Raw genomic sequence first — 24,089 nt, forward strand, 5'->3', positions numbered from 1 at the left:
CTGAGGTTCTGCAGGTCACCGCCAGGCGAGGGCCGACCGGTCGGCCCAGTAGTCCACCGGATCCTGCGCCGGCAGCCCCTCGGGGAGCGGCGCGGGACGGGTGCGCAGGTTCTCGCGCAGCTGCGTCGAGGTCACCGCCCCGCTGAGCACGACGTCGGCCCACGGCTGCGCCAGTGCGGCTCCGAGCGCCAGCTCCTCGGGTGTCCCCGCGAGCCGCCGCACCGCCTCCGGAGCGCGGTCCCCGACCAGCCGCCCGTTCGCGAGCGCCTCCTTCACCACGACGAGCACCCCGGCGTCGTGCGCCTCGGCGAGCGCCGCCCCGGCCGAGCGCTCGAGCAGGTTCCACGTCGTCTGCACCGCCGTGAACGGCGACTCCGGGATCGCCCGGGCGAGCGCGATCGTGCGCGCCTGCTCCGGCCCGCTCGTCGACAGCCCCACCCGCACGCCCGAGGCGGCGAGGCCCCGCAGCCGGTCGAGCAGCACCCGGTCGGTCAGCGCCGGGCTGTCGGGAGTGATGGAGTGCACGAGGTAGCGGTCGGGAGCGGAGCCCAGCGCCTCGAGGGTCGCCGACCACTGCCGCTCGAACATGCCGACCGAGTGCTCCTTGCGCTCGTGCACCGGCGCGTCCATCGCCCAGGCCCCGAGGTACTCGTACCCCCACTTCGACTCGACCGTCAGCTCGGCACGGCGCTCCGGATGCTCCGCGAGCCAGCTCCCGAGGAACTCCTCGGCCCGCCCGTAGGAGCGGGCGACGTCGACGAAGCGGATCCCTCCGGCCCAGGCCGCGTCGAGCAGCTCGTGGGTGCGGGCGCGGAGGGCGTCGACGCTGCGGTCCTCGGGCGGCCCGAGGTCGCCGTCGCGACCCGCGGTGATGTACGCCGGCCGGCCGACGGCGGCGAGGCCGAGTCCGACGCGCGCGGTGGTGGATGCCATGGTGACCGTTCCGTCCGGGGAGGGGGTGCCTCCACCGTAGACGCGGGATCGATGGCCCTCAGCTCCCTCCGCGCCACTCCGTCGCCGTGAGCGCGTACGAGACGGAGTCGTCCGACTCCGAGCAGCGTCGCAGCCCCAGCAGCTCCATCGCCTTCAGCGAGGCGCGGTTGCGCGGATCCGCCCGCCCGAGGACCCGGTCGGCCTGCAGCGACTCGAAGACCACCTGCAGCAGCGCCCGTCCGGCCTCGAGCGAGTAGCCGAGGCCGGCGGTCTCCGGATGCAGGAACACGCCGAGCTCGCACCCGTCCTCCCGGCGCACGATCACCGCGTCCCCGATGAGCCGTCCCGTCGCGAGCTCCTCCAGGCCGTAGAAGCGCCGGTGCCCGGTCGCGGCGAGGTTCCACTCCGGAGCGCGCTCCGCGAACCACGCCGCGTATCCTCCCGGCGCGAGCGGCGGGTGGCGCAGGAAGCGCGAGGCGCGGGCGTCGCTCCGGTACGCCGTGACCGCCTCCTCGTCGTCCCGCCGGAGCGGACGCAGCAGGAGCCGCTCCGTCCTTTGCTCGTCCCGGGCGTTCATCCGCCCAGAGTAGGAGGGCGGACGCGCGAGAATCGGGGGATGAGCGCCCGACCCGCACTGATCAATGCGCTCGAGCGGCATCAGGTGGCGGTGTACCTGCTGACCGTCGGCGTGGCCCTCGGCGCGGGTCTGCTGCTCCCCGGGGCCGCGAGGCTCGACGCGGCGATCACTCCGGTGCTCGCGCTGCTGCTGTTCGCGACGTTCCTCGGCGTGCCGTTCGCCTCGGTGCTCGGGGCGTTCCGCGACGGCCGGTTCCTCGCGGCGGTGCTGGTGGTGAATTTCGTCGCCGTGCCCGCGGTCGTCTTCGTGCTGACGCGGCCGGTGGCGGGCGAGCCGGCGCTGCTGATCGGGGTGCTGCTGGTGCTGCTCACACCCTGCATCGACTACGTGATCGTGTTCAGCGGGCTGGCCGGAGGGGCGTCGGCACGCCTGCTCGCCGCCGCGCCGCTCCTGATGCTCGCGCAGATCCTCCTGCTGCCCCTCTCCCTCCTCCTGTTCCTCGGGCCCGGCGCGGGGGAGGCGGTCGAGATCGGTCCGTTCGCCGAGGCGTTCGCGGTGCTGATCGTGCTGCCGCTCGCCGCGGCCGCCGGGCTTCAGGCCCTCGCCGCGCGCACGGCGATCGGTCGGCGGATCGAGGGCGTCGTGCTCGCCTCGATGGTGCCGCTGATGGTCGCGACGCTGGCCGTGGTGGTCGCCTCGCAGGCCGGTGTGGTCGGCGGGGCACTGCCGCAGCTGGGGCGGCTCGTCGTGCTCTACGCGGCGTTCGCGGTCGTGATGACGCTGATCGGCGCCGGAGCCGGCCGTCTCGCGCGGCTGGACGTACCCGCCCGACGCGCGCTGCTGTTCAGCGGCGTCACCCGCAACTCGCTCGTGGTGCTGCCGCTCGCGCTGGCGCTGCCCGCGCCGCTGGATCTCGCCCCCGTGGTCGTGGTCACGCAGACGCTGGTCGAGCTCGTGGCGATGGTGCTGCTGGTGCGGCTCGTCCCCCGGCTGATCCCGGCGTCCCCCGGCTGATCCCGGCGCGGCACCCGGAGGAGTGACGCACCGGCGCGCGCGGGAGGATCCCGCGCCGTGCGGCCGACTGTCAACCTCCGTCCCTTCTGCGAGCACCCGTCCTAGCGTCGGAGGCGAGGACGCCCCCCACGTCCTCGCGCCGGTTCCCGCATGCTCCGGCGCGAGCAGCCAGCATCGGAGTATCCCCGTGGCCCAGACCAGCACCCGGCGCGCGCAGACCGCGCCCGATCCCGACGACTCCCGCAAGCCCGACGACCCCACCGACGTCACCAAGCGCTCCTGGGGCTACGTCCTGAAGAAGACGCTGCGCGAGTTCGGCGCCGACCAGTGCACCGACCTCGCGGCGGCGCTGACCTACTACGCCGTCCTCGCCCTGTTCCCCGGCCTGCTGGCCGTGGTGTCGATCCTGGGCCTGTTCGGCCAGGCCGAGCAGACCACCGACACCGTGCTCGAGATCCTCGGCGGCTTCGCCTCGCAGGACGTGCTCGACACGATCCGCGGCCCGGTGCAGGAGCTGACCTCCTCCCCCGCCGCCGGTCTCGCCTTCGTCACCGGTCTCGTCGGAGCGCTCTGGTCCGCCTCGGGCTACGTCGGCGCGTTCGGCCGCGCCATGAACCGGGTCTACGAGATCGACGAGGGCCGCCCGATCTGGAAGCTGCGCCCGACGATGCTCGGCGTCACCCTCTTCTCGGTCGTGCTGCTCGTGATCGCCGGGCTCCTCCTCGTGCTCAGCGGCCCGGTCGCCGAGGCGATCGGCGGGGCCATCGGCCTCGGCGACGCCGCTCTGACCGTGTGGAGCATCGCGAAGTGGCCGGTGCTGATCGCGATCATGATCGTGATCATCGCCGTGCTCTACCACTGGTCGCCGAACGTGAAGCAGCCGAAGTTCCGCTGGACGAGCCTCGGCTCGATCCTCGCCCTCGTCATCTGGGCGCTGGGCTCGGCCGGATTCGCGTTCTACGTCGCCAACTTCGGCAACTACAACAAGACGTACGGCGCGCTCGGTGGCGTGATCGTCTTCCTCCTCTGGATCTGGATCACCAACCTGGCACTGCTCTTCGGCGCGGAGTTCGACGCCGAGCTCGAGCGCGGCCGCCAGCTCCAGGCGGGCATCGAGGCGGAGGAGCACATCCAGCTCCCTCCGCGCGACACCCGCAAGAGCGAGAAGCAGGCCGAGAAGCACGCCGAGGACGTCGCGGACGGCCGGAAGCTGCGCGAGACCGCGGGTCGCGAGACCGCCGACCGCGACTGAGCGGAGCCGCCGAGCGGGCGGGGGCGGCGACGCCCCGCCCGCGCCACCCGTCCCGCTCGCGTAGCGTCGGACGGTGACCTCGCCCGACCGCCGCAGCCTCGACCGCAGGATCCTGCGCCTCGCGGTGCCCGCGCTGGGCTCCCTGGTCGCCGAGCCGCTGTTCCTCCTCACCGACTCGGCCCTCGTCGGGCACCTGGGCGCGGTGCCCCTCGCCGGCCTCGCGCTCGGGGCCGCGGTGCTGCAGACGATCGTCGGGCTGATGGTGTTCCTGGCCTACAGCACCACTCCGCTGGTCGGCCGCGCGCTCGGCGAGGGCGACGAGCGGAGGGCCGTCGCGGCCGGCATCGACGGCGGCTGGCTCGCGTTGGCGCTGGGCGCGGTGCTCGCGGTCGCCGGCGCCGTCACCGCGCCGCTCGTCATCGGGCTCTTCGGAGCGGAGGCGGCGGTCACCGAGGCGGGCGTGCGCTATCTCGCCGTCAGCATGGCCGGGATCCCCGCCATGCTCGGGATCTTCGCCCTGACCGGGCTGCTGCGCGGCTTCCAGGACACCCGCACTCCCCTCGTGATCGCGGTGGCCGGATTCGCGCTCAACGCGGGCCTGAACGCGGTGCTGATCTATCCGGCCGGCCTGGGGATAACCGGGTCGGCACTGGGAACGGTGATCGCCCAGTGGGCGATGTTCGGCGCCTACGCACTCATCGCCGTGCGGCTGGCGCGACGCGTCGGCGCGCCGCTGCGCCCGCACCTCGGCGGCGTCCTCGGCTCCGCCGGGTCGGGCGGCTGGATGCTGCTGCGCACCGCGAGTCTGCGCGCGGCGATCCTGCTCGCCGTCGCGATCGCGGGCTCGCTCGGGGCGGAGGAGCTCGGCGCGTTCCAGGTGGCGATGACGCTCTTCGGTGCGGTCGCCTTCGCCCTCGACGCCCTGGCCATCGCCGCGCAGGCGCTGCTCGGCCGGCTGCTCGGCGCGGGGGACCGCGCGCAGGCCCGCGCCGTCACGAAACGGTGCGTGACCTGGGGAATCGGGGCGGGGATCGTCCTGGGCGCACTCGTCGCGGGGCTCAGCGGCGTGCTGCCGTTCGCGTTCTCGAGCGATGCGGAGGTGCTGCGCCTGCTGCCCGCGCTGATCGCGATCGTCGGCATCACGGCTCCGCTCGGGGGCTACGTGTTCGTGCTCGACGGGGTGCTGATCGGAGCCGGCGACGGCCGCTACCTCGCGCTGAGCGGACTCGTGAACCTCGCGCTGTTCACACCGCTGGCGCTTCTGGCGACCCTCGCGCCGGCTGACGGGCGGCTGACGGCGCTGTGGATCGCGTTCGCCGGGGGCTACCTGGGGGCCCGCGCGCTGACGCTCGGACTGCGCGTCCGCGGCGAGGCGTGGCTCCGCTGACCCCTCGAACAGAGTTTCGAACAGGCTGTGGACAACCCTGTGGAGAACTCACCCGTCCGGCGGGCCGTCCCGGCGACGTCCTCGCGCGGTCTGCAGGGGATCCGGGTCGGAACGCCCTTACCGCCGCACCGTGGTCCCTCGCGCTGAGCGGATCCCCTGCGAACCGCACGAGCACCTGCAGACCGTGCCACCACCCGTGATCCGCAGGTGACTGCACCGCCGCGGCAGGCGGCGCCGCGACGAGCGGCCCTACCTGCAGATCGTGCCGCGCTCCGGAGTGCAGTAGCGGACGACGACGCCCGTCCGCCCGCTCGAACCGGCGGCGGGGCGCAGGCCGAACCAGTCGGTCGCCGCGGGCGCCTCCGGCTCGCTGGTCCACGCGCCGCCCTTCGAGTCGTCACGCGAGGACGTCAGCGTCACCGGCGCCGTGCTCGTCCCCTTGAAGACGAGCACACCGCCGAGCTCCGTCCCCTGCGCGAACTTCACGATCGATCCGGGCTGGAACTCGATCCGGCCGTCGTTGACGAAGATGCGGAGCGATTCCCAGTCGCCCGTCAGCGTGTACCTCTCGCCGGCCGGGATGACCCAGGAGCCTCGGTTGACGACCCGGTTCAGCGAGACGGTCCAGGTCGTGGTGCCGGTGACCCTGTTCCGCGCCATGCCCGCTGATCCGTTGAAGGAGGCGGCGTGCACCTGGTAGGCCGATCTGCCGGTCGGAGGCGTCGCGACCACGTTGTCCGTCAGGACCAGATCGAGGAGCACCTGGCTGTAGCCGTCGGCCACTCCGATCTCGACGATCCCGCCCCTCACCGTGTTGCGGGCGATCGTGGTGGGGATGAGGGGACCGTCCGGCTCCCCGGCAGCGATGACCATGATGCCGCCCGTGATCGTCGAGTCGGCGACGGCGATCCCGGACGGCCGGTCGTCCGCCGACAGGATCAGACCTCTGCCTCCGTAGCGGAGGTCCGCGTACCGGATGTCCGTCGGCCCCGCTCCGTCGCTCCAGATCGCGCCCCAGTCGCTCGCCTTCGGCGTCGTCGCGGAGCCGTCGCCGTTGGTGTCGCCCCCGACGCTGTCGTCGCGGTAGCTGGTCACGGTCACCGGGCTCGTCGCCGTGCCCTTGACGACCACTCCCTGGCCGTAGAGCGAATGGCGGCCGTCGACCTTCACGACCGCGCCGTCGGTGAGCGTCAGCTGACGCCCCGCGCCCGTGTTGATCGTCTTGACCACGTAGACGGCCGCCTCCTTGCCCGACAGGGTGATCCCGTTCGAGCAGTCCCATCCGTTCGCGCAGGGGTCGTTCGGGATCCGCAGTACCGGGATCCTGGCGACGGCCGCCGTCGCGGTGCTCGTCGCGGACGCGGGAGCGTAGCCGGTCTTCGTCCCCGTCACGCGGACGGTGATCCTCTTGCCGAAGTGCGCGGTCGACAGCACCAGGGTGGCGGCCGTGCGACCCGGGAGCGCCGTGCCGTCGGCGAACCACTGGTACGTGAATCCGGTTCCGCTGGTCCAGGTGCCCGTGCGCGCGGTCAGAGTGGATCGGACCTCGGCCTTCCCCGAGACCGTCGGGGTGCCGACCGTGAGCGCGGCGCCGGACGCGGTCGTCCTGGCCGAGACGGCGGCGCCGGTGCCGACGGCGTTGATGGCCGCGACGGAGAGGGTGTAGGCGGACCCTGCGACCAGGTTCGTGAAGGTCTGGGAACGGGTCGACGCGCCGACGACAGCCGACCACGCGCCGGCCCCGGAGGCGTCGACGCCGTCGCGACTGACGCGGTAGCCCGTGATCGCCGATCCGCCGGTGCTCGACGGCACCACCCAGGTCAGCGTCGCCGATCGGGCAGCCGTTCCAGGCGCCGCAGAGACCGACGTGGGGCTCCCGGGCGCCGCCGCAGCGGAGCGGACCGCCGACGTCGCGGCGCTCACCCGCGTCGCGGTGCTGTAGCCGGCCTTCGTCCCGGTCACCTCGACGGTGATCGTCCTGCCGAGCTGCGCGCTGCCGAGGACGAGCGTCGACGTCGCGGCGCCCGTGATCACCGCACCCGACGCCTTCCACCGGTAAGCGAAGGTCGTGCCCGCGGTCCAGGTCCCGACGGCGGCCGTCAGCGTCGACCCGACGACGGCGGCTCCGGTGATCACGGGAGCGGCGGTGGTCAGGGTGCCCGTCGGCATCGAGACGGTCACCGAGCTCGCCGGGGCGGCGCCTGCAGCGTTCTGCGGGCGCACGGTGAACAGGTAGGTCGCCCCCGGCCGCAGGTTCGTGAACGTCTGGGATCTGGCCGTCGCAGCGGTCGTCCTCGACCACGCTCCGGCGCCGCTCGCGTCGGTGCCGTCGCGGCCGACTGTGTATCCGCTGACAGGCGATCCGCCGTCCGAGGCGGGCGGCTTCCAGGTGAGGAGCACCGACCGGGCGGCGGGGTCGGCGACGGCTGAGACGGAGGTCGCCGCCGTCGGAACAGAGGCGGCCGCGGCCGCGGGCGCAGCGGCCACGATGCCGCAGACGACGAGCAGGGAGAGCACGAAGGCGACGACGCGCTCGAGTGCGGGGGGTCGGGCTGGCATGGGGTTACCTCACAGGTGGGTGTCGTCGCAGGAGAGCGGAGTGACGCGACCGGGGACGGTGCGCGGTCGGGGACTAGGACGGTCCGGACCCCATCGTGATCCGACGACTCTCGGTGGTCTCGATGCCCTCGTCCGACACCGATGCGACGGACAGCGTGTAGGTCGCTCCGGGGACGAGGTCGGTGAACGTCTGCGAGCGCGTGCCGGAACCGACGACGGCCGACCATGGACCGCGTCCGCTCGCGTCGACCCCGTCGCGCGCGACCCTGTACCCGACGGTCTCCGCACTGTCGTCCTCCAGAGGCGGCTTCCAGGTCAGCGTCGCTGTGCGCGCGGCGTCGTCCTTCCTCGCCGAGACCTCCACCGGCGCACCCGGCGACTGGTAGTCGTGCCAGAAGTACAGGTATCCGCTCTGCTTCTCGCTCCGGCCGACGGGGTTCACCGCCTCCACGTGGAAGTAGTACTCCATCTCCTCGCGAAGGCCCGTGAACGTGTACGACCTGGTGGTCGAGGACACGATGGCCAACTTGGGGAAGAGGAGCGAGTAGGAATCGAGGGAGACCCGGTAGCTCGTCACAGCGGCTCCGCCCGTGGTCTTCGGAGGCGACCAGGTCACGGTCGCCGTGAGTCGATCCTGGTCGCCGACGACATCGACGCGGGCGGGCGCTCCGGGAACGGTCGCGGCGACGGCGCTCGTCGACGCGCTCGTCCGAGCGGCCGTCGTGTAGCCCGCCTTCGTGCCCGTCACCTCGACCGACACGGTGGTCCCCGCCTGAGCATCGCGCAGCAGAAGCGTCCTGGCCGTCGCGCCCGCGATGGCGGAACCGGATGCGTACCACCGGTAGGTCAGAGCCGTGCCGGTGGTCCAGGTGCCGGTCTGGGCGGTCAGCGTCGTGCCGACCCTCGGGGTGCCCGAGACGACCGGCGCGGCGGTGGTCAGGCTCTTCGCAGCGAGGGTGACGACGATCGATGACGTGGGTCCCGACCCGACCGCGTTCCTCGGCTGGACGGTGAAGGTGTAGGTCCGACCCGCCACGAGGTTCGTGAAGGTCTGCGAGCGAGCGGAGGCCGGCGCGAGGCGGGACCAGGGGCCGGCACCGGATGCATCGCTCCCGGACCGGCCGACGAGGTATCCGGTGATCGCCGAGCCGCCGGACGAGGCGGGCGGCTGCCAGGACACGGTGACGGAGCGCGCCGCTCCGTCCGTGACAGCGGCCACCGCCGTCGCACCGGTGGGCTTGCCGGCCTTCACTGCGGCGGTCGCGGCGCTCCTCCGGATCACGGACGTGTACCCGGCCTTGGCCCCGGTCGCCTCGACCGTCACGGTGGCGCCCAGCTGGGAGGTGGTCGGGACGAACGTCCTCCCCGTCGCCCCTCGGACGGCGACGCCGCTCGCGTACCACCGGTAGGTCAGCGTCGTGCCGGTGGTCCAGGTGCCGGGGTTCGCCGTGAGGACGGCTCCGACCTGAGCGGTCCCCGAGATGGTCGGCGTCGAGGCCGCCACCGGTGCCGCGACGGCAGGGCCGGCGGTCAGTCCGACCAGCACGAGCGCGGCCAGGACGACGGCGAGGAGGCGGGTGAGGGCGGGCGAAGCAGAGGACGAGCGCGGCATTCGGGCACACCAGACGGTCGAGAGGAGGGGGACGACCGGGCCCAGGATCGCCCGTGTGCCTTTTTATAGCGCCGCGATTCCCGCGCCGTCAACGAACTGGGACGTCATGTCTCAGGCCACGGAGCGGCCCGCTGGTCAGCGCGGCGCCGCGCTCGTGTTCCCGCGGTGAAACACCGCGTGGAAGCACACCGGGGCCGCCTCCTCGCCCGCGAGCAGCGCCAGCGCCGCCCGCCCCGCCGCGCGCCCCTTGTCGACCGCCGGCTGCACCATCGTCGTCAAGTCGTAGCCCGCCGCGAGTCCCGGCACCTGCACGCCGTCGAAGCCGACCACCGAGACGTCCTCGGGCACCCGCAGTCCGAGCTGCTCGGCCGCCAGGATCACGCCCGCGGCCAGCAGATCGCTCTGGGCGAGGACCGCGGTCGGCGGTTCAGGCACGTCGAGCAGCGCCCGCCCGGCCGCGACGCCCTCCTCGACCGTGCTCGCCGTCACCGCGACGGCGTCCAGCTCGCCGAACACGTCGCGCGCCCCGTGCAGCCGCTCCACGGCCGTGATGCTCGAGCTCGTGCGCCAGTCCGCGGGCACGGGCCCCCGGCGGCGGTCCTTCGAGAACGGGAGGGCCACCACCGCCACCCGCGAGTGCCCGAGGCCCCGCAGATGCTCGGCCAGCGTCCTGGTCGCCTCGCGGTTGTCGAGGGTGACGATCGCCGATCCGAACTCGGACACGCCCTCGACCACCACGACCGGCACCCGCCGCCGCTGCAGCAGAGCGACCGACTCGTCCACGGTCGGGCTGCAGCCGATCAGGATCATCGCGTCGACCGGCGCCGTCGACATGAGCCCGGAGCCGTCGCCCGTCTCGGTCAGCAGCAGGATCCCCGCGTCGGCGCCGCCCAGCACGTCGGCGATGCCGTCGAGCATCGCGATCCTGATCGGGTCGCGGAAGGCGTGCAGCACGCGCTCGTCGACCACGACGCCGACGATGCCGGAGCGACCGCGCCGGAGCGACTGCGCGCGCGGGTCGGGACCGGCGTAGTCCAGTTCGGCGGCGGCCTTCAGCACTCGCTCGCGCGTCGAGGCCGAGACGGGTCCGGACCCGCTGAAGACGAGCGAGGCGGTGGAGGCCGAGACTCCGGCGAGCCGTGCCACGCGGGCCAGGGTCGGTCGCCCGGGGCGCTGCTCGGCGCGCGACTTCTGCGACTCCACGATCCTCCTCGACTCAGCCGGCCGGTGCGGTGCTTCTTGACCGCCCCGGAGGTTCTGGATAGCTTAGTCCGACCCGCCTCGAATCGATTCGACCGGGTGGAACCCCGCCCCGCGGGCCCGGCGGCGCCGCTCTGAGCGCACGGGCGCGCCCACCCCAGGAAACCCGGTCATGACCAGCACCTCCGCCCTCTCGCGCCGCGAACTCGTCGCGTGGCGCAACGCCGTCTTCACGATCTTCGTGCTGAGCGGCCTCTCGATCGCGACGTGGGTATCGCGCACTCCGGCCATCCGCGACGAGCTGCAGCTCTCGACCTCCGGGGTCGGCCTGCTGATCCTCGCCATGTCGATCGGCGCCATCGTCGGCCTGATGCTCTCGACCGCGATCATGTCGGCACTCGGGGCCCGTCGCGGCATGGTCGCGGGGCTCTCCGTCTGCGCGTCCGGCCTCGCGATCCTCGGCGTCGCGGCCGACACGCTCGGCGCGCTCCCCGTCGCCTTCGCGGGCATGGCGCTGCTCGGCTTCGGCAACGGCGCGGTCGACGTGATGATGAACGTCGAGGGGGCCGCCAACGAGAAGGCCTTCGGCAAGACGCTGCTCCCCCTCTTCCACGCCTTCTTCAGCCTCGGCACCGTCGCGGGCGCGCTCCTGGGCGCCGCCGCCTCCGCCCTCTCGATCCCCGTGGCGGCGCACCTCGTGGGCGTCGCGGTCGTGGTGGTGGCCACCGTCGCCGTGGCGATCCGCTTCGTGCCCGTGCGCGCCGATCTCGACACCCAGGGCGTCGCGACCGCGAAGCCCCCGATCCGGGAGCGGGTCGCCGCCTCGCTCGGCGTCTGGCGCGACCTGCGGCTCGTGGTCATCGGCCTGATCATGCTCGGCATGGCGTTCGCCGAGGGGTCCGCCAACGACTGGATGACCCTCGCGATGGTCGACGGCCACGGAGCCGACAAGACCACCGCTGCGATCGTGTTCGGCGTCTTCGTCGCGGCGATGACCGTCGGCCGCGTCCTCGGCGGTCCCGTGCTCGACCGCTTCGGACGCGTCCCCGTGCTGCGCGGATCCGCTCTGCTGGCCGTCGTCGGCATCCTGCTCTTCATCCTCGCCCCGGTCGACGCGCTGGTGATCACCGGCGCCGTCGCCTGGGGGCTGGGCTGCTCGCTCGGCTTCCCGGTGGGCATGTCGGCGGCGGCGGAGGGACCCCACTCGGCCGCGCGGGTCAGCGCCGTCGCCACGCTGGGCTACGTCGCGTTCCTCGTCGGACCGCCGGCGATCGGGTTCCTCGGCGAGCACGTCGGCATCCTGAACGCACTGTTCCTCGTGCTGGCCCTGGTGGTCGTGGCGGGACTCGCCTCGCCCGCCGCGCGCCCCGTCCGCGCCCGGGTGGACGCATGACGGCCCCGAGCAGCGAGCCCTGCCTGGTCGCGCTGGTGACCGGCGCGAACCACGGCATCGGAGCCGCGATCGCCGAGCGCCTCGCGGCAGACGGCCTCGCCGTGCTGGTCGCGTTCCTCGCCGAGGATCTGCCCGAGTACGAGCCCGAACGGCAGAGACGCGCCCACGCGAGCGACGGCGAGCAGGTGGCCGAGCGGATCCGCGCCGCGGGCGGCCGCGCGCTGGCCGTCTCGGCCGACCTCCGCGACGCCTCCTCGCCCGCCCTCCTCTTCGACGCCGCCGAGCGGTCGCTCGGGCCGGTCGACGTGCTCGTCCACAACGCGACCGGCTCGGTCATCGACACCTTCCGCGCCCGCGAGAGCGACTGGATGGGCCGCCCGCAGCGCCGCGTCGACGCCGCGAGCATCGACGCCGTCCTCTCGGTCGACGCCCGAGCCGGAGCGCTGCTGATCGCCGAGCTCGCCTCCCGCCTCGAGGCCCGCGGCGGCCACGGCGGACGCATCGTCACGCTCACCTCGGGAGGCGAGCGCGGCTTCCCGGGCGAGGTCTCCTACGGCGCCGCGAAGGCCGCGCTCGTGAACTACACGATCTCGGCGTCCCTCGAGCTCAGCCCGCTCGGCATCACGGCCAACGCCGTGCACCCGCCCGTCACCGACACGGGCTGGGTGACCGACGACGTCCGCGAGGCGGTCGCCGCGAACGACTCCTTCTTCGACGTCGCCGAGCCGGAGGAGGTCGGCGACCTGGTCTCGTACCTCGTCTCCCCCGCGGGCCGGCGCGTGACCGGGAACGTCGTCCGTCTGGCCTGACGACTCCCACGCCCTAGGATCGCCACCACGGCGGAGGGGGTCGCGCATGACGGAGTTCCGAGCGCGTGACGGCGCCCTGCTGCACGCCGACGAGCACGGCACGGCCGGCAGCCCGCCCCTCGTGGTCCTCCCCGGCGGGCCGGCCCGCCACCCCGACTATCTCGGCACCCTCGAGCCGATCTCCGGGTGCCGGCGGATCCTCGTGCTCCATCCGCGTGGAGTGGGCGGCTCGGCGGCGGCGCCCGTGCGGTCCTTCGCCGAGCAGGCCGACGACGTGGAGGACCTGCGCCAGCACCTCGGAGTGGAGTCCGTCGACGTCCTCGCGCACGCCACCGGCTGCCGCACCGCGCTCGTGCACGCCGCGCGGCACCCCGAGCGCGTCTCGCGGCTCCTCCTGATCTCGCCCGCGACGGGGTGGCTCGACTTAGGGCGGGACGACCGCCACGAGATCGCCGCGCGACGGATCGGCGCGAGCTGGCTGGGCGACGCGATCGAGGCCGCGGTGCTGATGCAGGAGGAGACGGACGCGCGGCGGCGGATCGAGCTCTACCGCCGCGCGGCTCCGCTGGGCTGGTCGACGTGGGACGAGCGGGCGCAGGCGCACGAGCGGGCGGCGACCTGGTTCCCGGACGCCTTCGCGGGGTTCTTCACCTCCGTCGACGCGACGGCGCTGCGGCAGGCGCTGACCCTCCTCCGCTGCCCCGTGATGATCGTCGGCGGCGAGGACGACGCCCTCGTCGGCGTCGAGCCGCTCGCCGAGCTCGGCGCTCTCTTCCCCTCGTGCAGCCTCGCGGTGATCGAGGGATCCGGCCACTACCCGTGGATCGAGGCGCCCGCCGAGTTCGCGCTCGCCCTCCGCGCCTTCGTCTCGGAGGCGCCCTCCGCTCCCCCCACGGGTCGGCGGAGACCGAGCAGCCGCGCCTGACCGCGTCTATCCTCGACGGGTGCGTCTCGTCATCGCGCGCTGCTCCGTCGACTACTCCGGCCGTCTCAGCGCCCACCTCCCCCTCGCCACCCGCCTGCTGCTGGTCAAGGCCGACGGCAGCGTCCTCGTGCACTCCGACGGCGGCTCCTACAAGCCGCTGAACTGGATGAGCCCGCCCTGCACGCTGATCACGGGCGAGCCCGACGAGACGGCGCGGGAGTCGGGAGTCGTCGAGCAGTGGACGGTCGCGCACAAGAAGACGGGGGACGCCCTCGTCGTCTCGATCCACGAGGTGCTGCACGACTCCGCGCACGAGCTCGGCGTGGATCCGGGCCTCGTGAAGGACGGCGTGGAGGCGCACCTGCAGCGCCTCCTGGCCGAGCAGATCGATCTTCTCGGCGACGGCCACACTCTCGTGCGCCGCGAATACATGACGGCGATCGGACCGGTCGACATCCTCGCGCGGGATTCCCACGGGGCCGCAGTGGCGGTCGAGATCAAGCGCCGCGGAGAGATCGACGGAGTCGAGCAGCTGACCCGATATCTCGAACTGATGAATCGCGATCCGCATCTGGCACCGGTCACCGGAGTGTTCGCCGCGCAGGAGATCAAGCCGCAGGCGCGGACGCTCGCGCAGGACCGCGGGATCCGCTGCGTCGTCCTCGACTACGAGACGATGCGCGGCGTGGACGATTCGCACACCCGGCTCTTCTAGCCCGCCGATGCGGGCAGGAGCACTCGACTACCGAGTGACGCTCCGGAACACGGGAAAGGCCCCCGCGGAATCCCGCGAGGGCCTTTTCCGAGCGGATGCGGCGCTCTACTTGTTGGCCGCCGCGTAGGCCGCCTGGACCTCGGCCGGGATGCGGCCGCGGTCGGACACCTGGTGCCCGTTGGCGTTCGCCCACTCGCGGATCGCCTTCAGCTGCTTGGGGTCGCTCTTGGACGCCGAGGCGACCGATGCGGCCGCGGCCGGGCGCGAGCCGACGCGGCGGGCGCTCGAGACGAACTTCTCGAGAGCGGAGTGCAGCGCCTCGATGTTGTCGGGCCCGAGATCGATCTCGTAATTGGCGCCGTCGATGCTGAAGCGGACGGTTCCGCCCTCTCCGGAATCGATGGGCGTTCCGTCGATGTCGTCGACGAGAGTGATCTTCTGAGCCACTTTTCCTCCTGTAGTACTGATGACGCGTGAAGTACTGCGTATGCTTTCCGCGCCGCGTACCGACCGCACTGTAGAACCTATGTCGGTGGAAGACATTACCCCTTTTCTTCTCAGAAGAAGAGCATTCGGCAGTGCGTGGCGCTTCTCGAGTGGTGGATAGGCGATTCTTCTCTGCACGGATGACCGCGGATAAAGGCGGGCAGCGCTCTGCGCATCACCCGTCGGGGCATTCCCTGCGAATTCCCTCAGCGATGCCGTTCGACCCCGATTCGAGAGCCGGAGCGATCCCGGATACCGTGAAGGCATGGCACGGAGAGTCGGTCCCCCCGCGCGCCCGGCGAAGCCCGGCCCCTACCGCAACGTCCCGGCGCGCGAGGCCCTCGAGGCCCTGATCGCCGCCCCGTCCGCGGAGGCCGTGGAGCGGCTCCTGACCGCGTGCCTCGACGGCTCGCTCGTCGTCGACGTCACGGGATCGCAGCCAGGAGGCGTGCCGCACGTGCGCACGGTCGCCACGACGACCGGCGAGCAGGTCCTGCCGCTGTTCACCTCCACCGACGAGGTGCGCACGGCGATCCCCCGCCAGCAGCACCCCCGCGTGCAGATGCTGGTCCTGCCCGGACCCGAGGCCTTCGCGCTGATCCGCACCGCCGACTTCGTCGCCGTGCAGCTCGACCCCGGGTCGCTCGCACAGGTCGTCACCCGTTCGTTCATCGAGAACGCCCTCGAGGCCGTCGAGCGCCCGTAGAGTGTTCTCCCCCGACGGGGCAGCGTCGGCGGTCCCCGCGTCACCCGAGGTCAGGAGCCCCGCCATGTCCGACACGACACTCGCCCCGAGCGGCCTCGACGAACGCGCCGGCACCTGGACCTGCATCCTCTTCGACCTCGACGGCACCATCACCGACTCGGCGCCCGGCATCACCGGCACGCTCGTGGACACCTTCGTCGAGCTGGGCCGCCCCGTCCCCACGCCCGTCGAGCTGCTGGCCTACGTCGGCCCGCCGCTGCTCGACGCCTTCCGCGCCCTGGGCGGCATGAGCGTCGAGGAGGCGCAGGCCGCCCTCGAGGTCTACCGCCGCCGCTACAACGCCGGCGGGCTCTTCGACTCGTCGCTCTACCCGGGCGTGCCCGAGGTCCTCGCGCGGATCGCCGAGGCGGGGGTGCCGCTGTCGCTCGCGACCTCGAAGCCCGAGTCGGCCGCCCGACGGATCCTCGAGCACTACGGCCTCTCGCACTACTTCACCGTGATCTGCGGCGCCTCCGAGGACGAGGTGCGCAGCGCCAAGGCCGACGTCGTCGAGGAGGCGCTGCGCCGGCTCCGCGAGCTCGACGTCGACCTCTCGACGCCCGTCATGGTCGGCGACCGCGAGCACGACGTGCACGGAGCCGCGGCCCACGGGATCCCGACGATCATGGTCGAGTGGGGCTACGGATCGCCCGCCGAGGCGGCCGGGACCGTGGCCGTGGTGTCCGGGGCCGAGGAGCTCGCGACCCTCCTGCTCCCCTGAGCCCCGTACGATGAAGGCATGACTGGTCTGGGCGTCATCCTCTCGTTCGCGCTGTTCCTCGGCGGGATCCTCCTCCTGGGGAACGCCTTCCTGTTCCCCGCGCTGGGCGGATTCATCTTCTTCGGCGGCATCCTCGCGATCTCGCTGTCGCTCGGCGTCGCGTTCCACATCCTGCCGAAATCGCAGTAGCCGACCCGCGCTGAGCGGGCGCCGCGTCAGCCCAGGGTGCTCGCGTCGAGGTTGATGACCCGGCCGATGTACACGGCCTCGCCGGCCCCTGCGACGTCGGCGTTCATCCGGAGCAGCTGCTGCACGGGGATCCCGAACCGCTGCGCGATGTCGAAGAACGTGTCCCCCTCGACGACCGTGTAGCTCACGATCCCGCCCGCGCCGTTCGTGGTCGGCGTGCCCGTGGCTCCGGGAGCCGCGCCGAAGTCGGTGGCGTAGGCGGTCTCGGGGATCACGGGCACCGGATTCGGCGTGATCGTCACGGTGACCTCGGGCTGCGGCACGAAGACGGTCGCGGTCGCCTGCGGCAGCGCGGCGGTGACGGTGGGGTCGGGCGTCGGGGTCGCCTCCGCGAAGACGGTGACCGTGACGGTGGGAGTGGGGCTCGGAGCCGCGCACCCCGTGAGCGCGAGCAGCGCGCCCGTCGCCAGTGCAACTCCGACTCGTCCTGCGCGCACGTCCCCGCCCCTCGTCGAGCCCCCGCCCCGGGCACTCCCGACCACCCTAGGAGACAGGCGGGCGGTGCGGTCGCGGCGCGTCGGGATCAGGCGTGCGGCTCCGGCAGCACGCGGAGGCCGCCGCCGCCGTTCGCCGAGTCCATCAGCACCTCGACCCAGGCCGGGTTGATGGTGGGCTGGCGACTGCCCGCGAAGTGGAACTGCAGGGCGATGTTCGGGTTCATCCAGAAGGAGTGGCGGCCGCGCGCCCCCTCGGGCATGGAGTCGAGGGTGAGCGGGAAGCGCTCATCGCGACGGAACTTCGCGTAGACGACGATCTGGAGATGGGCCAGGGTCCGGTCCTCGATCTCGATGACGGCCGGTGGTGTGCCGTAGAGAAATTGACCCATGGCCTCAGCCTATCTCTAGACAGACTTTCTACTAGAGAATCTAGCTAATTCTCGGAATGCGGCTCATCCGCGTCGACCTCGGCGTCGATCTCGTCGACGGCCGAGCTCATCCGGCGGAGGAAGTTCACGACGACCTCGGCCTCGCGCGCATCGAGGTCCTCGGCGATCTCGAGCATCCGCCGGTGCATGTGCTCCAGCGTCTCGCGCACCTCGCGGTCGCTGTCGACGGTCGCCTCGACGACGATGCCGCGCCGATCGGTCGGATGGGGCTTGCGCACGAGGTGCCCGCTGCGCACGAGGCGGTCGATCAGCACCGTCGTGGAGGCGGAGGAGATGGAGAGGTGGCCGGCCAGATCCTTGGCGCTCACGATCTCGCCGCTGCGCTGGCGCCGCAGGAGGTACTGGATGGCGATCAGGTCGGTCTCGCCCATCGCCATCTTCTCGCGCGTGCGGCGGCGCATCGCGACCTCCGAGACGCGGTACGTGCGCATCGCGCTCAGCACCTCGACGGCACGCCTGGTGGAGGACTCGTCCGGGTACCAGTACCCGGCGCCGCTCCTGACCGTCGTCTCGCTCATCCGGCCATCCTAGACGCGCGTGTTACGAGAGGGTCTAGCGTTCGCCGCAGAGCTCCTCCACGCCGCCGCCTACGCTGGACCGGTGACCGCCACCCTCGTCGCCAAGGGCCTCTCCGGAGGCTATGCGCACCGCACCCTGTTCGACGGACTCGACCTGACGGTCGCCCCCGGGGACGTGGTCGGCGTCGTCGGGGCGAACGGAGCCGGCAAGTCCACCCTGCTGCGCATCCTCGCCGGCGAGACCGCTCCGCTGGACGGCGCCGTCGTGCTCGCGCCCGGCGACGCGTTCGTCGGCTGGCTGCCGCAGGAGCACGAGCGGCGCGAGGGCGAGACCGTCTCGGCGTACCTCGCCCGGCGCACCGGCTGCGCGGAGGCCTCGGCCGAACTGGACGCGGCCGCCTCCGCCCTCGCCGAGCCCGACCCGGACGGGAGCATCGCCGACCGCTACGCGCTCGCGCTCGACCGCTGGCTCGCGAGCGGCGCCGCCGATCTGGACGAGCGGACCCCCGTCGTCCTCGCCGATCTGGGGCTGGCGCTCGCCCAGGGCGTGTCGGGCGGAGTCGCCGCCGACTCCCTCATGACGTCGCTGTCGGGCGGACAGGCGGCCCGCGTCGGCCTCGCCGCGCTGCTGCTGTCGCGCTTCGACGTCGTGCTGCTCGACGAGCCGACCAACGACCTCGACCTCGACGGCCTCGAACGGCTCGAGGCGTTCGTCCGGGGACTGCGCGGAGGCGTCGTCCTCGTCAGCCACGACCGCGAGTTCCTGCGCCGCAGCGTCACCCGCGTGCTCGAGCTCGACCTCGCCCAGGGCACCACGACGGTCTACGGAGGCGGGTACGAGGCCTACCTGGAGGAGCGCGAGACCGCGCGCCGTCAGCGCCGCGAGAAGTACGAGGACTTCGAGGAGAAGAAGTCCGACCTCGTCTCACGTGCCCGCGTCCAGCGCGAGTGGTCGAGCCAGGGCGTCCGGAACGCCATGAAGAAGGCGCCCGACAACGACAAGATCCGGCGCAAGGCGTCGGCGGAGTCGAGTGAGAAGCAGGCGCAGAAGGTGCGCCAGATGGAGAGCCGGATCGCGCGCCTCGAGGCGGTCGAGGAGCCTCGCAAGGAGTGGCAGCTGGCCTTCACGATCGGCACCGCCCCGCGCTCGAGCTCGGTCGTCTCGACGCTCAACGGCGCCGTCGCGCGCCGCGGCACGTTCACCCTCGGTCCGGTGTCGCTCCAGGTCGACGCCGGCGACCGCATCGGCATCACCGGGCCCAACGGCGCCGGGAAGTCGACGCTGCTGTCGCTGCTCCTCGGGCGCGTGGAGCCGGAGGAGGGCTCGGCGTCGCTCGGCGCCAGCGTCGCGATCGGCGAGATCGACCAGGCCAGGGCGATGCTCGCCTCCGACGTGCCGCTCGCCGACGCCTTCGAGGCGCTGGTGCCGGAGTGGCCGACCGCCGAGGTGCGCACGCTGCTCGCGAAGTTCGGACTGAAGGCCGACCACGTGGGGCGCCCGGTGGGCGAGCTGTCGCCGGGCGAGCGCACCCGCGCGGCGCTGGCGCTGCTTCAGGCCCGCGGCACGAACCTGCTGGTGCTCGACGAGCCGACCAATCACCTCGATCTGCCGGCGATCGAGCAGCTCGAGCAGGCGCTCGAGGCGTACGAGGGGACGCTGCTGCTGGTCACCCACGACCGGCGCATGCTCGAGACGGTGCAGCTGAACCGGCAGTGGCGGGTCGAGGGCGGCGTGGTGACGGAGGCGTGACTGCGGGTGGGGGTGGATCTCGATACGCCGGCTGCGCCGGCTACTCGATCAGCAGGAACGCCCCCACCCTGCTGCTGGTCGAGTAGCCCCGCAGGGGCGTATCGAGACCCACCCCCCTCTGCTGGTCGAGTAGCCCCGCAGGGGCGTATCGAGACCCTCGAGATCCAGGCTCACAGCGACGCCGCCCGTGCCTCCAGCAGCGCGCGCGTGCGGTCGTTGCCGGCCAGGGCGGCGGCCGTCGCGAGCTCGGAGCGCGCCTCCTCCCTCCGGTCGAGCCGCGCGAGCAGCTCGCCCCGCACGCTCGGCAGCAGGTGCGAGCCCCGCAACGCCCCCTCAGACGCCAGGCGGTCGACGACCAGCAGGGCCGACGCGGGTCCGGTCGCCATCGACACGGCCACCGCGCGGTTGAGTTCGACGACCGGGCTCGGCGCGATCCGGCCCAGCACCTCGTAGAGCAGCACGATCCGCTCCCAGTCGGTGGCGGCGACGCTCGGAGCGACCGCGTGGCACTCGGCGATCGCCGCCTGCAGTGCGTACGCGCCGCGTCCGCGGCCCAGCCGGTCGGCGCGGAGCAGCGCCTCGCGGCCCCGGGTGATCTGCGCGCGGTCCCAGCGGGTGCGGTCCTGGTCCTCGAGCAGCACCGGAGTGCCGTCGGCGGCGGTGCGTGCGGCGAACCGCGACGCCTGCAGCTCCATCAGGGCGAGCAGCCCGAGCACCTCCGGCTCGCGCGGCAGGAGGGAGGCGAGCACGCGACCCAGCCGCAGCGCCTCCTGCGCCACCTCGCTCCGCACCCAGCGGTCGCCGGAGGTGGCGGCGTACCCCTCGGTGAAGATCAGGTAGACCACCCCGAGCACCGCGGCGAGGCGCTCCTTCCACTCGGCCGGCTCCGGCGTCTCGAACGGCACGCCCGCGGCCGTGAGCGACTTCTTCGCCCGCACGATGCGCTGCTGCACCGTCGCGACCGGCACGAGGAACAGCCGCGCGATCTCCTCCGTGCCCAGGCCCCCGACCAGGCGCAGGGTGAGCGCGATGCTCGCCTCCCGCGACAGCACCGGATGGCAGGCGACGAAGACGAGGCGGAGGACGTCGTCGGCGATCGGCTCCCACGCGTCCTCCGCCCCCTCCTCGAGATCCCTCGCCAGAGTGCGGTAGCGGTCGTCGAGCCGCTCGCGGCGCCGCCAGCCGTCGATCGCCCGGCGCTTCGCGACCGCGGTCAGCCAGGCGCCCGGATTCCGCGGGACTCCCGACTCCGGCCACTGCTTCAGCGCCTCGACGAGCGCCTCCTGCGCCAGGTCCTCCGCCGCCCCGACGTCGCCCGTCGTGCGCACGAGCGTCGCGACGATCCGGGCGCTCTCGATGCGCCAGACCGCGTCGACGGCCGCCCGGGTCGCGTCCATCGTCAGCGGGCCTGCCCGAGCTCGTCGCGCCAGCCCTCCTCCTTCTGGATGTACTCGTTGTCGGCGAAGTCCGCGAAGTCGCTCTCGTCGGTCACCCGGCGCACCTCGAGCTTGTTGCCGGGGACGAGCGGGCAGCGCAGCGCCCACTCCTTCGCCTCCTCCTTCGACGAGACCTGGATCATCCAGAAGCCGTTGAACAGCTCGTGGGTCTCGCCGTAGGGGCCGTCGGTGACGGCGGGCGGCTCGGACGAGAAGTCGACGACGAAGCCGGTCGTGTCGACGTCGTCGGCGAGGCCGTCGCCCGCGAGCAGGACGCCCGCGGTGATCAGTGCCTCGTTGTACTGGCCCATCCGGGTGATGATCTCGTCGAACGGGATCGACTCGTAGGCCTTCTTGGCCTCGTCGGTCGCGCGCATGATGAGCATGTACTTCACGGTTCTCTCCTTCGTCCGGGACGCCGGTGCGTCCTCCTACTGTGGCGTCGAACGGCGAAGACGGATATCGACATCTCCGGGAGGAATTCCGTCACGGGATCGCCGGGGTGCTCCGCAGGTGCTCGTAGACGACCGAGGTGCGGACGTCGGCGACCTCGCGCCGCTGGGTGAGGCGGTCGATGACGAAGGCGTAGAGCGCGTCGTTGTCGGGCACGGCGACGTGGATGACGAAGTCGTCGGTGCCGGCGGTGACGAACAGGCCGATGGTCTCGGGCAGCGCCGAGACCCAGTCGCGGAACGCCTCGATGGCGACGCGCGATGGCGGGCGGATGCGCACGGCGATGAGCGCCTGCACGGGGCGGCCGATCGCGGCGAGGTCGACGTCGAGCAGGGCGCCGCGGATGACTCCGCGGGCCCGGAGCGCCCTGGTGCGGTCGAGCGCCGTGGTCGGCGAGACCCCGACGGCCGCCGCGACCTCGCGGTTCGACTTCCGTGCATCCGACTGGAGTTCGCGGAGGATCGCCGCATCGAGTCCGTCCATGGGAGCGATTGTAGGGGTCCGCCCGTACGTCGTACGGATCTAGAGCGGTCAAGCCGTTCTTCGTCCTAGCATCGAGCCCGCACACCGCTCAGGAGGAGACCCATGCCACTCGGATTCGCACCCGACGAGATCGACACCGCCGCATCCACCCGCTCCGCGCGGCTCAAGTGGGTGATCGTGGTGGACGCCGCCCTGCCGGCGGGTCGCGCGGTGAACGCGGCGGTCTGCGCGGCGGCGGCCACCTCGGCCGGGGTGACGGGACTCCTCGGACCCGCGGCTGTGGACGCCGACGGATCGGTGCACGTCGGACTGCCGTGGGCGGGGTGCTCGATCCTGGTGGCCGACCGGGCAGCGCTGGCGGTGATCCGCTCGAAGGCGGAGGCGCACGACGAGGTGTTCGTGGCCGACGTGCCGGTCGCGGCGCAGGAGACGCGGGTGTACGACGAGTTCCTGGCGGCGGTCGCGGAGGCGGGGGCCGATGCGATGGAATACCTGGCGGTGAGCCTGGTCGGGCCGCGGAACCGGGTGGACAGGATCGTGGGGCGGCTGGCGCTGATGCCGTGAGGCTCTGGAGGACGGGGATCTCAATACGCCCGCTGCGCGGGCTACTCGATCAGCAAGGAGCCCCTGCTAGTCGAGTAGCCCCGCAGGGGCGTATCGAGACCCACCCCCTTCAGCACGCGAGCAGAGGGCACCTCCCCCCCCCTGCTGGTCGAGTAGCCCCGCAGGGGCGTATCGAGACCCACCCCCCTCAGCACGCGAGCAGAGGGCACCTCCCCTCCCCTGCTGGTCGAGTAGCCCCGCAGGGGCGTATCGAGACCCGCCCCCCTTCAGACGCCGAGCAGACGGCCCTCCGCGCGCACCCACTCGACGCGGTGGGACGCGTCGAGCAGCACCAGGTCGGCGCGGTGGCCGGGCTGCAGCAGTCCGAGGTCGGTGCGGCCGAGCACGCGGGCCGGAGTCGCGGTGAGCGCGCCGACCGCGACCGGCTCGGGCAGGCCGACCGCGTCGAGAGCGAGGCGCAGCGCGCGGTCCTGGGTCAGGGTCGAGCCCGCCAGCGTGTCCGTCCCGCCGAGCACCGCGCGCCCCTCCTGCACCGAGACGTCCAGCCCGCCCAGCCGGTAGACCCCGTCCGCCGATCCCGCGGCGGCCATCGCGTCGGTGACGAGGGCGACGCGGTCGGGAGCCGCCGCGAAGGCCAGCCGCGCCACGTCCGGATGCACGTGCTCGCCGTCGAGGATCAGCTCCAGTACGACGCGCGGATCGGCGAGCGCGGTGGGAACCGGCCCGGGAGCGCGGTGGTGGATGCCGGGCATCGCGTTGAAGGCGTGCGTCATCAGCCGGACGCCGCGGTCGACGGCCGTCCGCGCGAGATCGGCATCCGCCTCCGTGTGCCCGAGGGCGACGACGACGCCCGCCGCCGCGAACCGCGAGATCGTGTCGAGGGCGCCGGGCAGCTCCGGCGCCACGGTGACCTGCACGAGGGTGCCGCGGGCCGCCTCGAGGAGTCGGTCGACCACCTCCGGAGTCGGCAGCGCCAGCGCCTCGAGCGCATGCGCGCCCCGCCGGCCGGGAGCGAGGAACGGGCCCTCGAGGTGCGAGCCGAGGACGAGGGGGTCGGCCGCCGCGAGGTCCGCGATCACGGCGAGCGAGCACTCCAGCTCTCCGAGCGGAGCGGCGACCAGGCTGAGCACCGAGCGGGTCGTGCCGTGCGCGCGGTGCACGGCGAGCATACGCGCGATCGCGTCGGCTCCGTCGTCGGCCGCCGCTCCTCCTCCGCCGTGCACGTGGAGGTCGACGAAGCCGGGGACGAGCGTCGCCCCGCCGGCGTCGACGACCTCGGCCGCCGCGAGCCCCCGCCACGAGTCGCCCGTGCCGGTCGCGGTGATCGCGCCGTCGGAGGCGGCCACCCAGCCGTCCTCGACGATCCCCCGCGCGTCGACGAGTCGGGCGCGGTGGACGACGAGGGCGGTGGACACGGTCGGG

General features: G+C 72.9%; 25 protein-coding genes. 12 read left to right on the forward strand and 13 right to left on the reverse strand.

Features of this window, described 5'->3' with window-relative positions:
* Positions 1-15: 15 nt before the first annotated feature.
* A complete protein-coding gene (locus tag C1I63_RS04365) occupies positions 16-933 on the reverse strand; it encodes an aldo/keto reductase (RefSeq protein ID WP_107573917.1) in 918 nt (305 codons plus the stop codon).
* 58 nt (positions 934-991) lie between these two features.
* A complete protein-coding gene (locus C1I63_RS04370; RefSeq protein WP_170116311.1) occupies positions 992-1,510 on the reverse strand; it encodes a GNAT family N-acetyltransferase in 519 nt (172 codons plus the stop codon).
* Between the two features lie 39 nt (positions 1,511-1,549).
* Here C1I63_RS04370 and C1I63_RS04375 point away from each other — a divergent pair, with 39 nt between their 5' ends.
* The 3 genes from C1I63_RS04375 to C1I63_RS04385 all read left to right on the forward strand — a co-directional run bounded on the left by C1I63_RS04375 (position 1,550) and on the right by C1I63_RS04385 (position 5,163).
* Complete coding sequence (locus C1I63_RS04375) at positions 1,550-2,524, forward strand: arsenic resistance protein (RefSeq protein WP_211315565.1); 975 nt, start codon at positions 1,550-1,552, stop codon at positions 2,522-2,524.
* Between the two features lie 187 nt (positions 2,525-2,711).
* A complete protein-coding gene (locus C1I63_RS04380; RefSeq protein WP_107573918.1) occupies positions 2,712-3,776 on the forward strand; it encodes a YihY/virulence factor BrkB family protein in 1,065 nt (354 codons plus the stop codon).
* Positions 3,777-3,849: 73 nt separating this feature from the next.
* Complete coding sequence (locus C1I63_RS04385; protein WP_055794035.1) at positions 3,850-5,163, forward strand: MATE family efflux transporter; 1,314 nt, start codon at positions 3,850-3,852, stop codon at positions 5,161-5,163.
* A 249-nt stretch (positions 5,164-5,412) separates the two neighbouring features.
* On the opposite strand, the gene C1I63_RS04390 is transcribed toward C1I63_RS04385, so the two are convergent.
* The 3 genes from C1I63_RS04390 to C1I63_RS04405 form a co-directional block, all read right to left on the reverse strand.
* The gene (locus C1I63_RS04390; RefSeq protein ID WP_107573919.1) at positions 5,413-7,722 is read right to left on the reverse strand and encodes a fibronectin type III domain-containing protein; all 2,310 of its coding nucleotides are present in this window, start codon (positions 7,720-7,722) and stop codon (positions 5,413-5,415) included.
* A gap of 73 nt (positions 7,723-7,795) precedes the next feature.
* Positions 7,796-9,334 (reverse strand): fibronectin type III domain-containing protein, encoded by a 1,539-nt coding sequence (locus C1I63_RS04395; protein WP_107573920.1) that lies wholly within the window; start codon positions 9,332-9,334, stop codon positions 7,796-7,798.
* 135 nt (positions 9,335-9,469) lie between these two features.
* On the reverse strand, positions 9,470-10,537 hold the full coding sequence (locus C1I63_RS04405; RefSeq protein ID WP_056868795.1) for a LacI family DNA-binding transcriptional regulator: 1,068 nt from the start codon (positions 10,535-10,537) through the stop codon (positions 9,470-9,472).
* Positions 10,538-10,706: 169 nt separating this feature from the next.
* Here C1I63_RS04405 and C1I63_RS04410 point away from each other — a divergent pair, with 169 nt between their 5' ends.
* Genes C1I63_RS04410 through nucS form a run of 4 tightly spaced genes read left to right on the forward strand, consistent with a single transcriptional unit; the run spans position 10,707 to position 14,376 of the window.
* Positions 10,707-11,927 (forward strand): MFS transporter, encoded by a 1,221-nt coding sequence (locus C1I63_RS04410; RefSeq protein ID WP_107573922.1) that lies wholly within the window; start codon positions 10,707-10,709, stop codon positions 11,925-11,927.
* Complete coding sequence (locus C1I63_RS04415) at positions 11,924-12,736, forward strand: SDR family NAD(P)-dependent oxidoreductase (RefSeq protein WP_107573923.1); 813 nt, start codon at positions 11,924-11,926, stop codon at positions 12,734-12,736. The genes C1I63_RS04410 and C1I63_RS04415 overlap by 4 nt, the downstream gene beginning before the upstream one ends.
* A 46-nt stretch (positions 12,737-12,782) precedes the next feature.
* The gene (locus tag C1I63_RS04420; RefSeq protein WP_107573924.1) at positions 12,783-13,661 is read left to right on the forward strand and encodes an alpha/beta fold hydrolase; all 879 of its coding nucleotides are present in this window, start codon (positions 12,783-12,785) and stop codon (positions 13,659-13,661) included.
* Between the two features lie 19 nt (positions 13,662-13,680).
* On the forward strand, positions 13,681-14,376 hold the full coding sequence (gene nucS, locus C1I63_RS04425; protein ID WP_056868799.1) for an endonuclease NucS: 696 nt from the start codon (positions 13,681-13,683) through the stop codon (positions 14,374-14,376).
* A 105-nt stretch (positions 14,377-14,481) separates the two neighbouring features.
* Here the strand turns inward: nucS and C1I63_RS04430 are convergent, their stop codons facing one another.
* Positions 14,482-14,823, reverse strand: coding sequence for a histone-like nucleoid-structuring protein Lsr2 (locus C1I63_RS04430; RefSeq protein ID WP_055794027.1), 342 nt, complete (start codon positions 14,821-14,823; stop codon positions 14,482-14,484).
* Positions 14,824-15,127: 304 nt separating this feature from the next.
* Between C1I63_RS04430 and C1I63_RS04435 the strand changes: the two genes are divergently transcribed.
* From C1I63_RS04435 to C1I63_RS19655, 3 genes are all read left to right on the forward strand, one after another.
* Positions 15,128-15,568 (forward strand): SseB family protein, encoded by a 441-nt coding sequence (locus C1I63_RS04435; RefSeq protein WP_055794026.1) that lies wholly within the window; start codon positions 15,128-15,130, stop codon positions 15,566-15,568.
* Positions 15,569-15,632: 64 nt separating this feature from the next.
* The gene (locus C1I63_RS04440) at positions 15,633-16,328 is read left to right on the forward strand and encodes an HAD hydrolase-like protein (protein WP_107573925.1); all 696 of its coding nucleotides are present in this window, start codon (positions 15,633-15,635) and stop codon (positions 16,326-16,328) included.
* Between the two features lie 18 nt (positions 16,329-16,346).
* Positions 16,347-16,517 carry a hypothetical protein gene (locus C1I63_RS19655; RefSeq protein ID WP_157602737.1) on the forward strand — a complete coding sequence of 57 codons (171 nt, stop codon included), beginning with the start codon at positions 16,347-16,349 and terminating at the stop codon, positions 16,515-16,517.
* A 26-nt stretch (positions 16,518-16,543) separates the two neighbouring features.
* Here the strand turns inward: C1I63_RS19655 and C1I63_RS04445 are convergent, their stop codons facing one another.
* From C1I63_RS04445 to C1I63_RS04455, 3 genes are all read right to left on the reverse strand, one after another.
* Positions 16,544-17,014 (reverse strand): LysM peptidoglycan-binding domain-containing protein, encoded by a 471-nt coding sequence (locus tag C1I63_RS04445; protein WP_170116312.1) that lies wholly within the window; start codon positions 17,012-17,014, stop codon positions 16,544-16,546.
* Positions 17,015-17,100: 86 nt separating this feature from the next.
* On the reverse strand, positions 17,101-17,403 hold the full coding sequence (locus tag C1I63_RS04450) for a DUF7882 family protein (RefSeq protein WP_055794023.1): 303 nt from the start codon (positions 17,401-17,403) through the stop codon (positions 17,101-17,103).
* Between the two features lie 44 nt (positions 17,404-17,447).
* Positions 17,448-17,981, reverse strand: coding sequence for a MarR family winged helix-turn-helix transcriptional regulator (locus C1I63_RS04455; RefSeq protein ID WP_107573927.1), 534 nt, complete (start codon positions 17,979-17,981; stop codon positions 17,448-17,450).
* A gap of 82 nt (positions 17,982-18,063) precedes the next feature.
* On the opposite strand from C1I63_RS04455, the gene C1I63_RS04460 reads away from it, so the two are divergent.
* Entirely contained in the window at positions 18,064-19,731 is a 1,668-nt protein-coding gene (locus tag C1I63_RS04460; protein WP_107573928.1) for an ABC-F family ATP-binding cassette domain-containing protein, read from the forward strand.
* A gap of 170 nt (positions 19,732-19,901) precedes the next feature.
* Here C1I63_RS04460 and C1I63_RS04465 read toward each other — a convergent pair whose 3' ends face one another.
* From C1I63_RS04465 to C1I63_RS04475, 3 genes are all read right to left on the reverse strand, one after another.
* Positions 19,902-21,128, reverse strand: coding sequence for an RNA polymerase sigma factor (locus tag C1I63_RS04465; protein WP_107573929.1), 1,227 nt, complete (start codon positions 21,126-21,128; stop codon positions 19,902-19,904).
* A gap of 2 nt (positions 21,129-21,130) precedes the next feature.
* Positions 21,131-21,562, reverse strand: a complete 432-nt coding sequence (locus C1I63_RS04470) for a YciI family protein (RefSeq protein WP_055794019.1) — start codon at positions 21,560-21,562, stop codon at positions 21,131-21,133.
* Between the two features lie 91 nt (positions 21,563-21,653).
* Positions 21,654-22,103 carry an Lrp/AsnC family transcriptional regulator gene (locus tag C1I63_RS04475; protein WP_056868804.1) on the reverse strand — a complete coding sequence of 150 codons (450 nt, stop codon included), beginning with the start codon at positions 22,101-22,103 and terminating at the stop codon, positions 21,654-21,656.
* A 102-nt stretch (positions 22,104-22,205) separates the two neighbouring features.
* Here C1I63_RS04475 and C1I63_RS04480 point away from each other — a divergent pair, with 102 nt between their 5' ends.
* Positions 22,206-22,667: a DUF2000 domain-containing protein gene (locus tag C1I63_RS04480; protein WP_107573930.1), complete on the forward strand. Its 462-nt coding sequence runs from the start codon at positions 22,206-22,208 to the stop codon at positions 22,665-22,667.
* Between the two features lie 266 nt (positions 22,668-22,933).
* Here C1I63_RS04480 and nagA read toward each other — a convergent pair whose 3' ends face one another.
* The gene (nagA, locus tag C1I63_RS04485) at positions 22,934-24,082 is read right to left on the reverse strand and encodes an N-acetylglucosamine-6-phosphate deacetylase (protein ID WP_107573931.1); all 1,149 of its coding nucleotides are present in this window, start codon (positions 24,080-24,082) and stop codon (positions 22,934-22,936) included.
* Positions 24,083-24,089: the final 7 nt, after the last annotated feature.

The organism is Rathayibacter caricis DSM 15933, assembly GCF_003044275.1.
Lineage (GTDB): Bacteria > Actinomycetota > Actinomycetes > Actinomycetales > Microbacteriaceae > Rathayibacter > Rathayibacter caricis.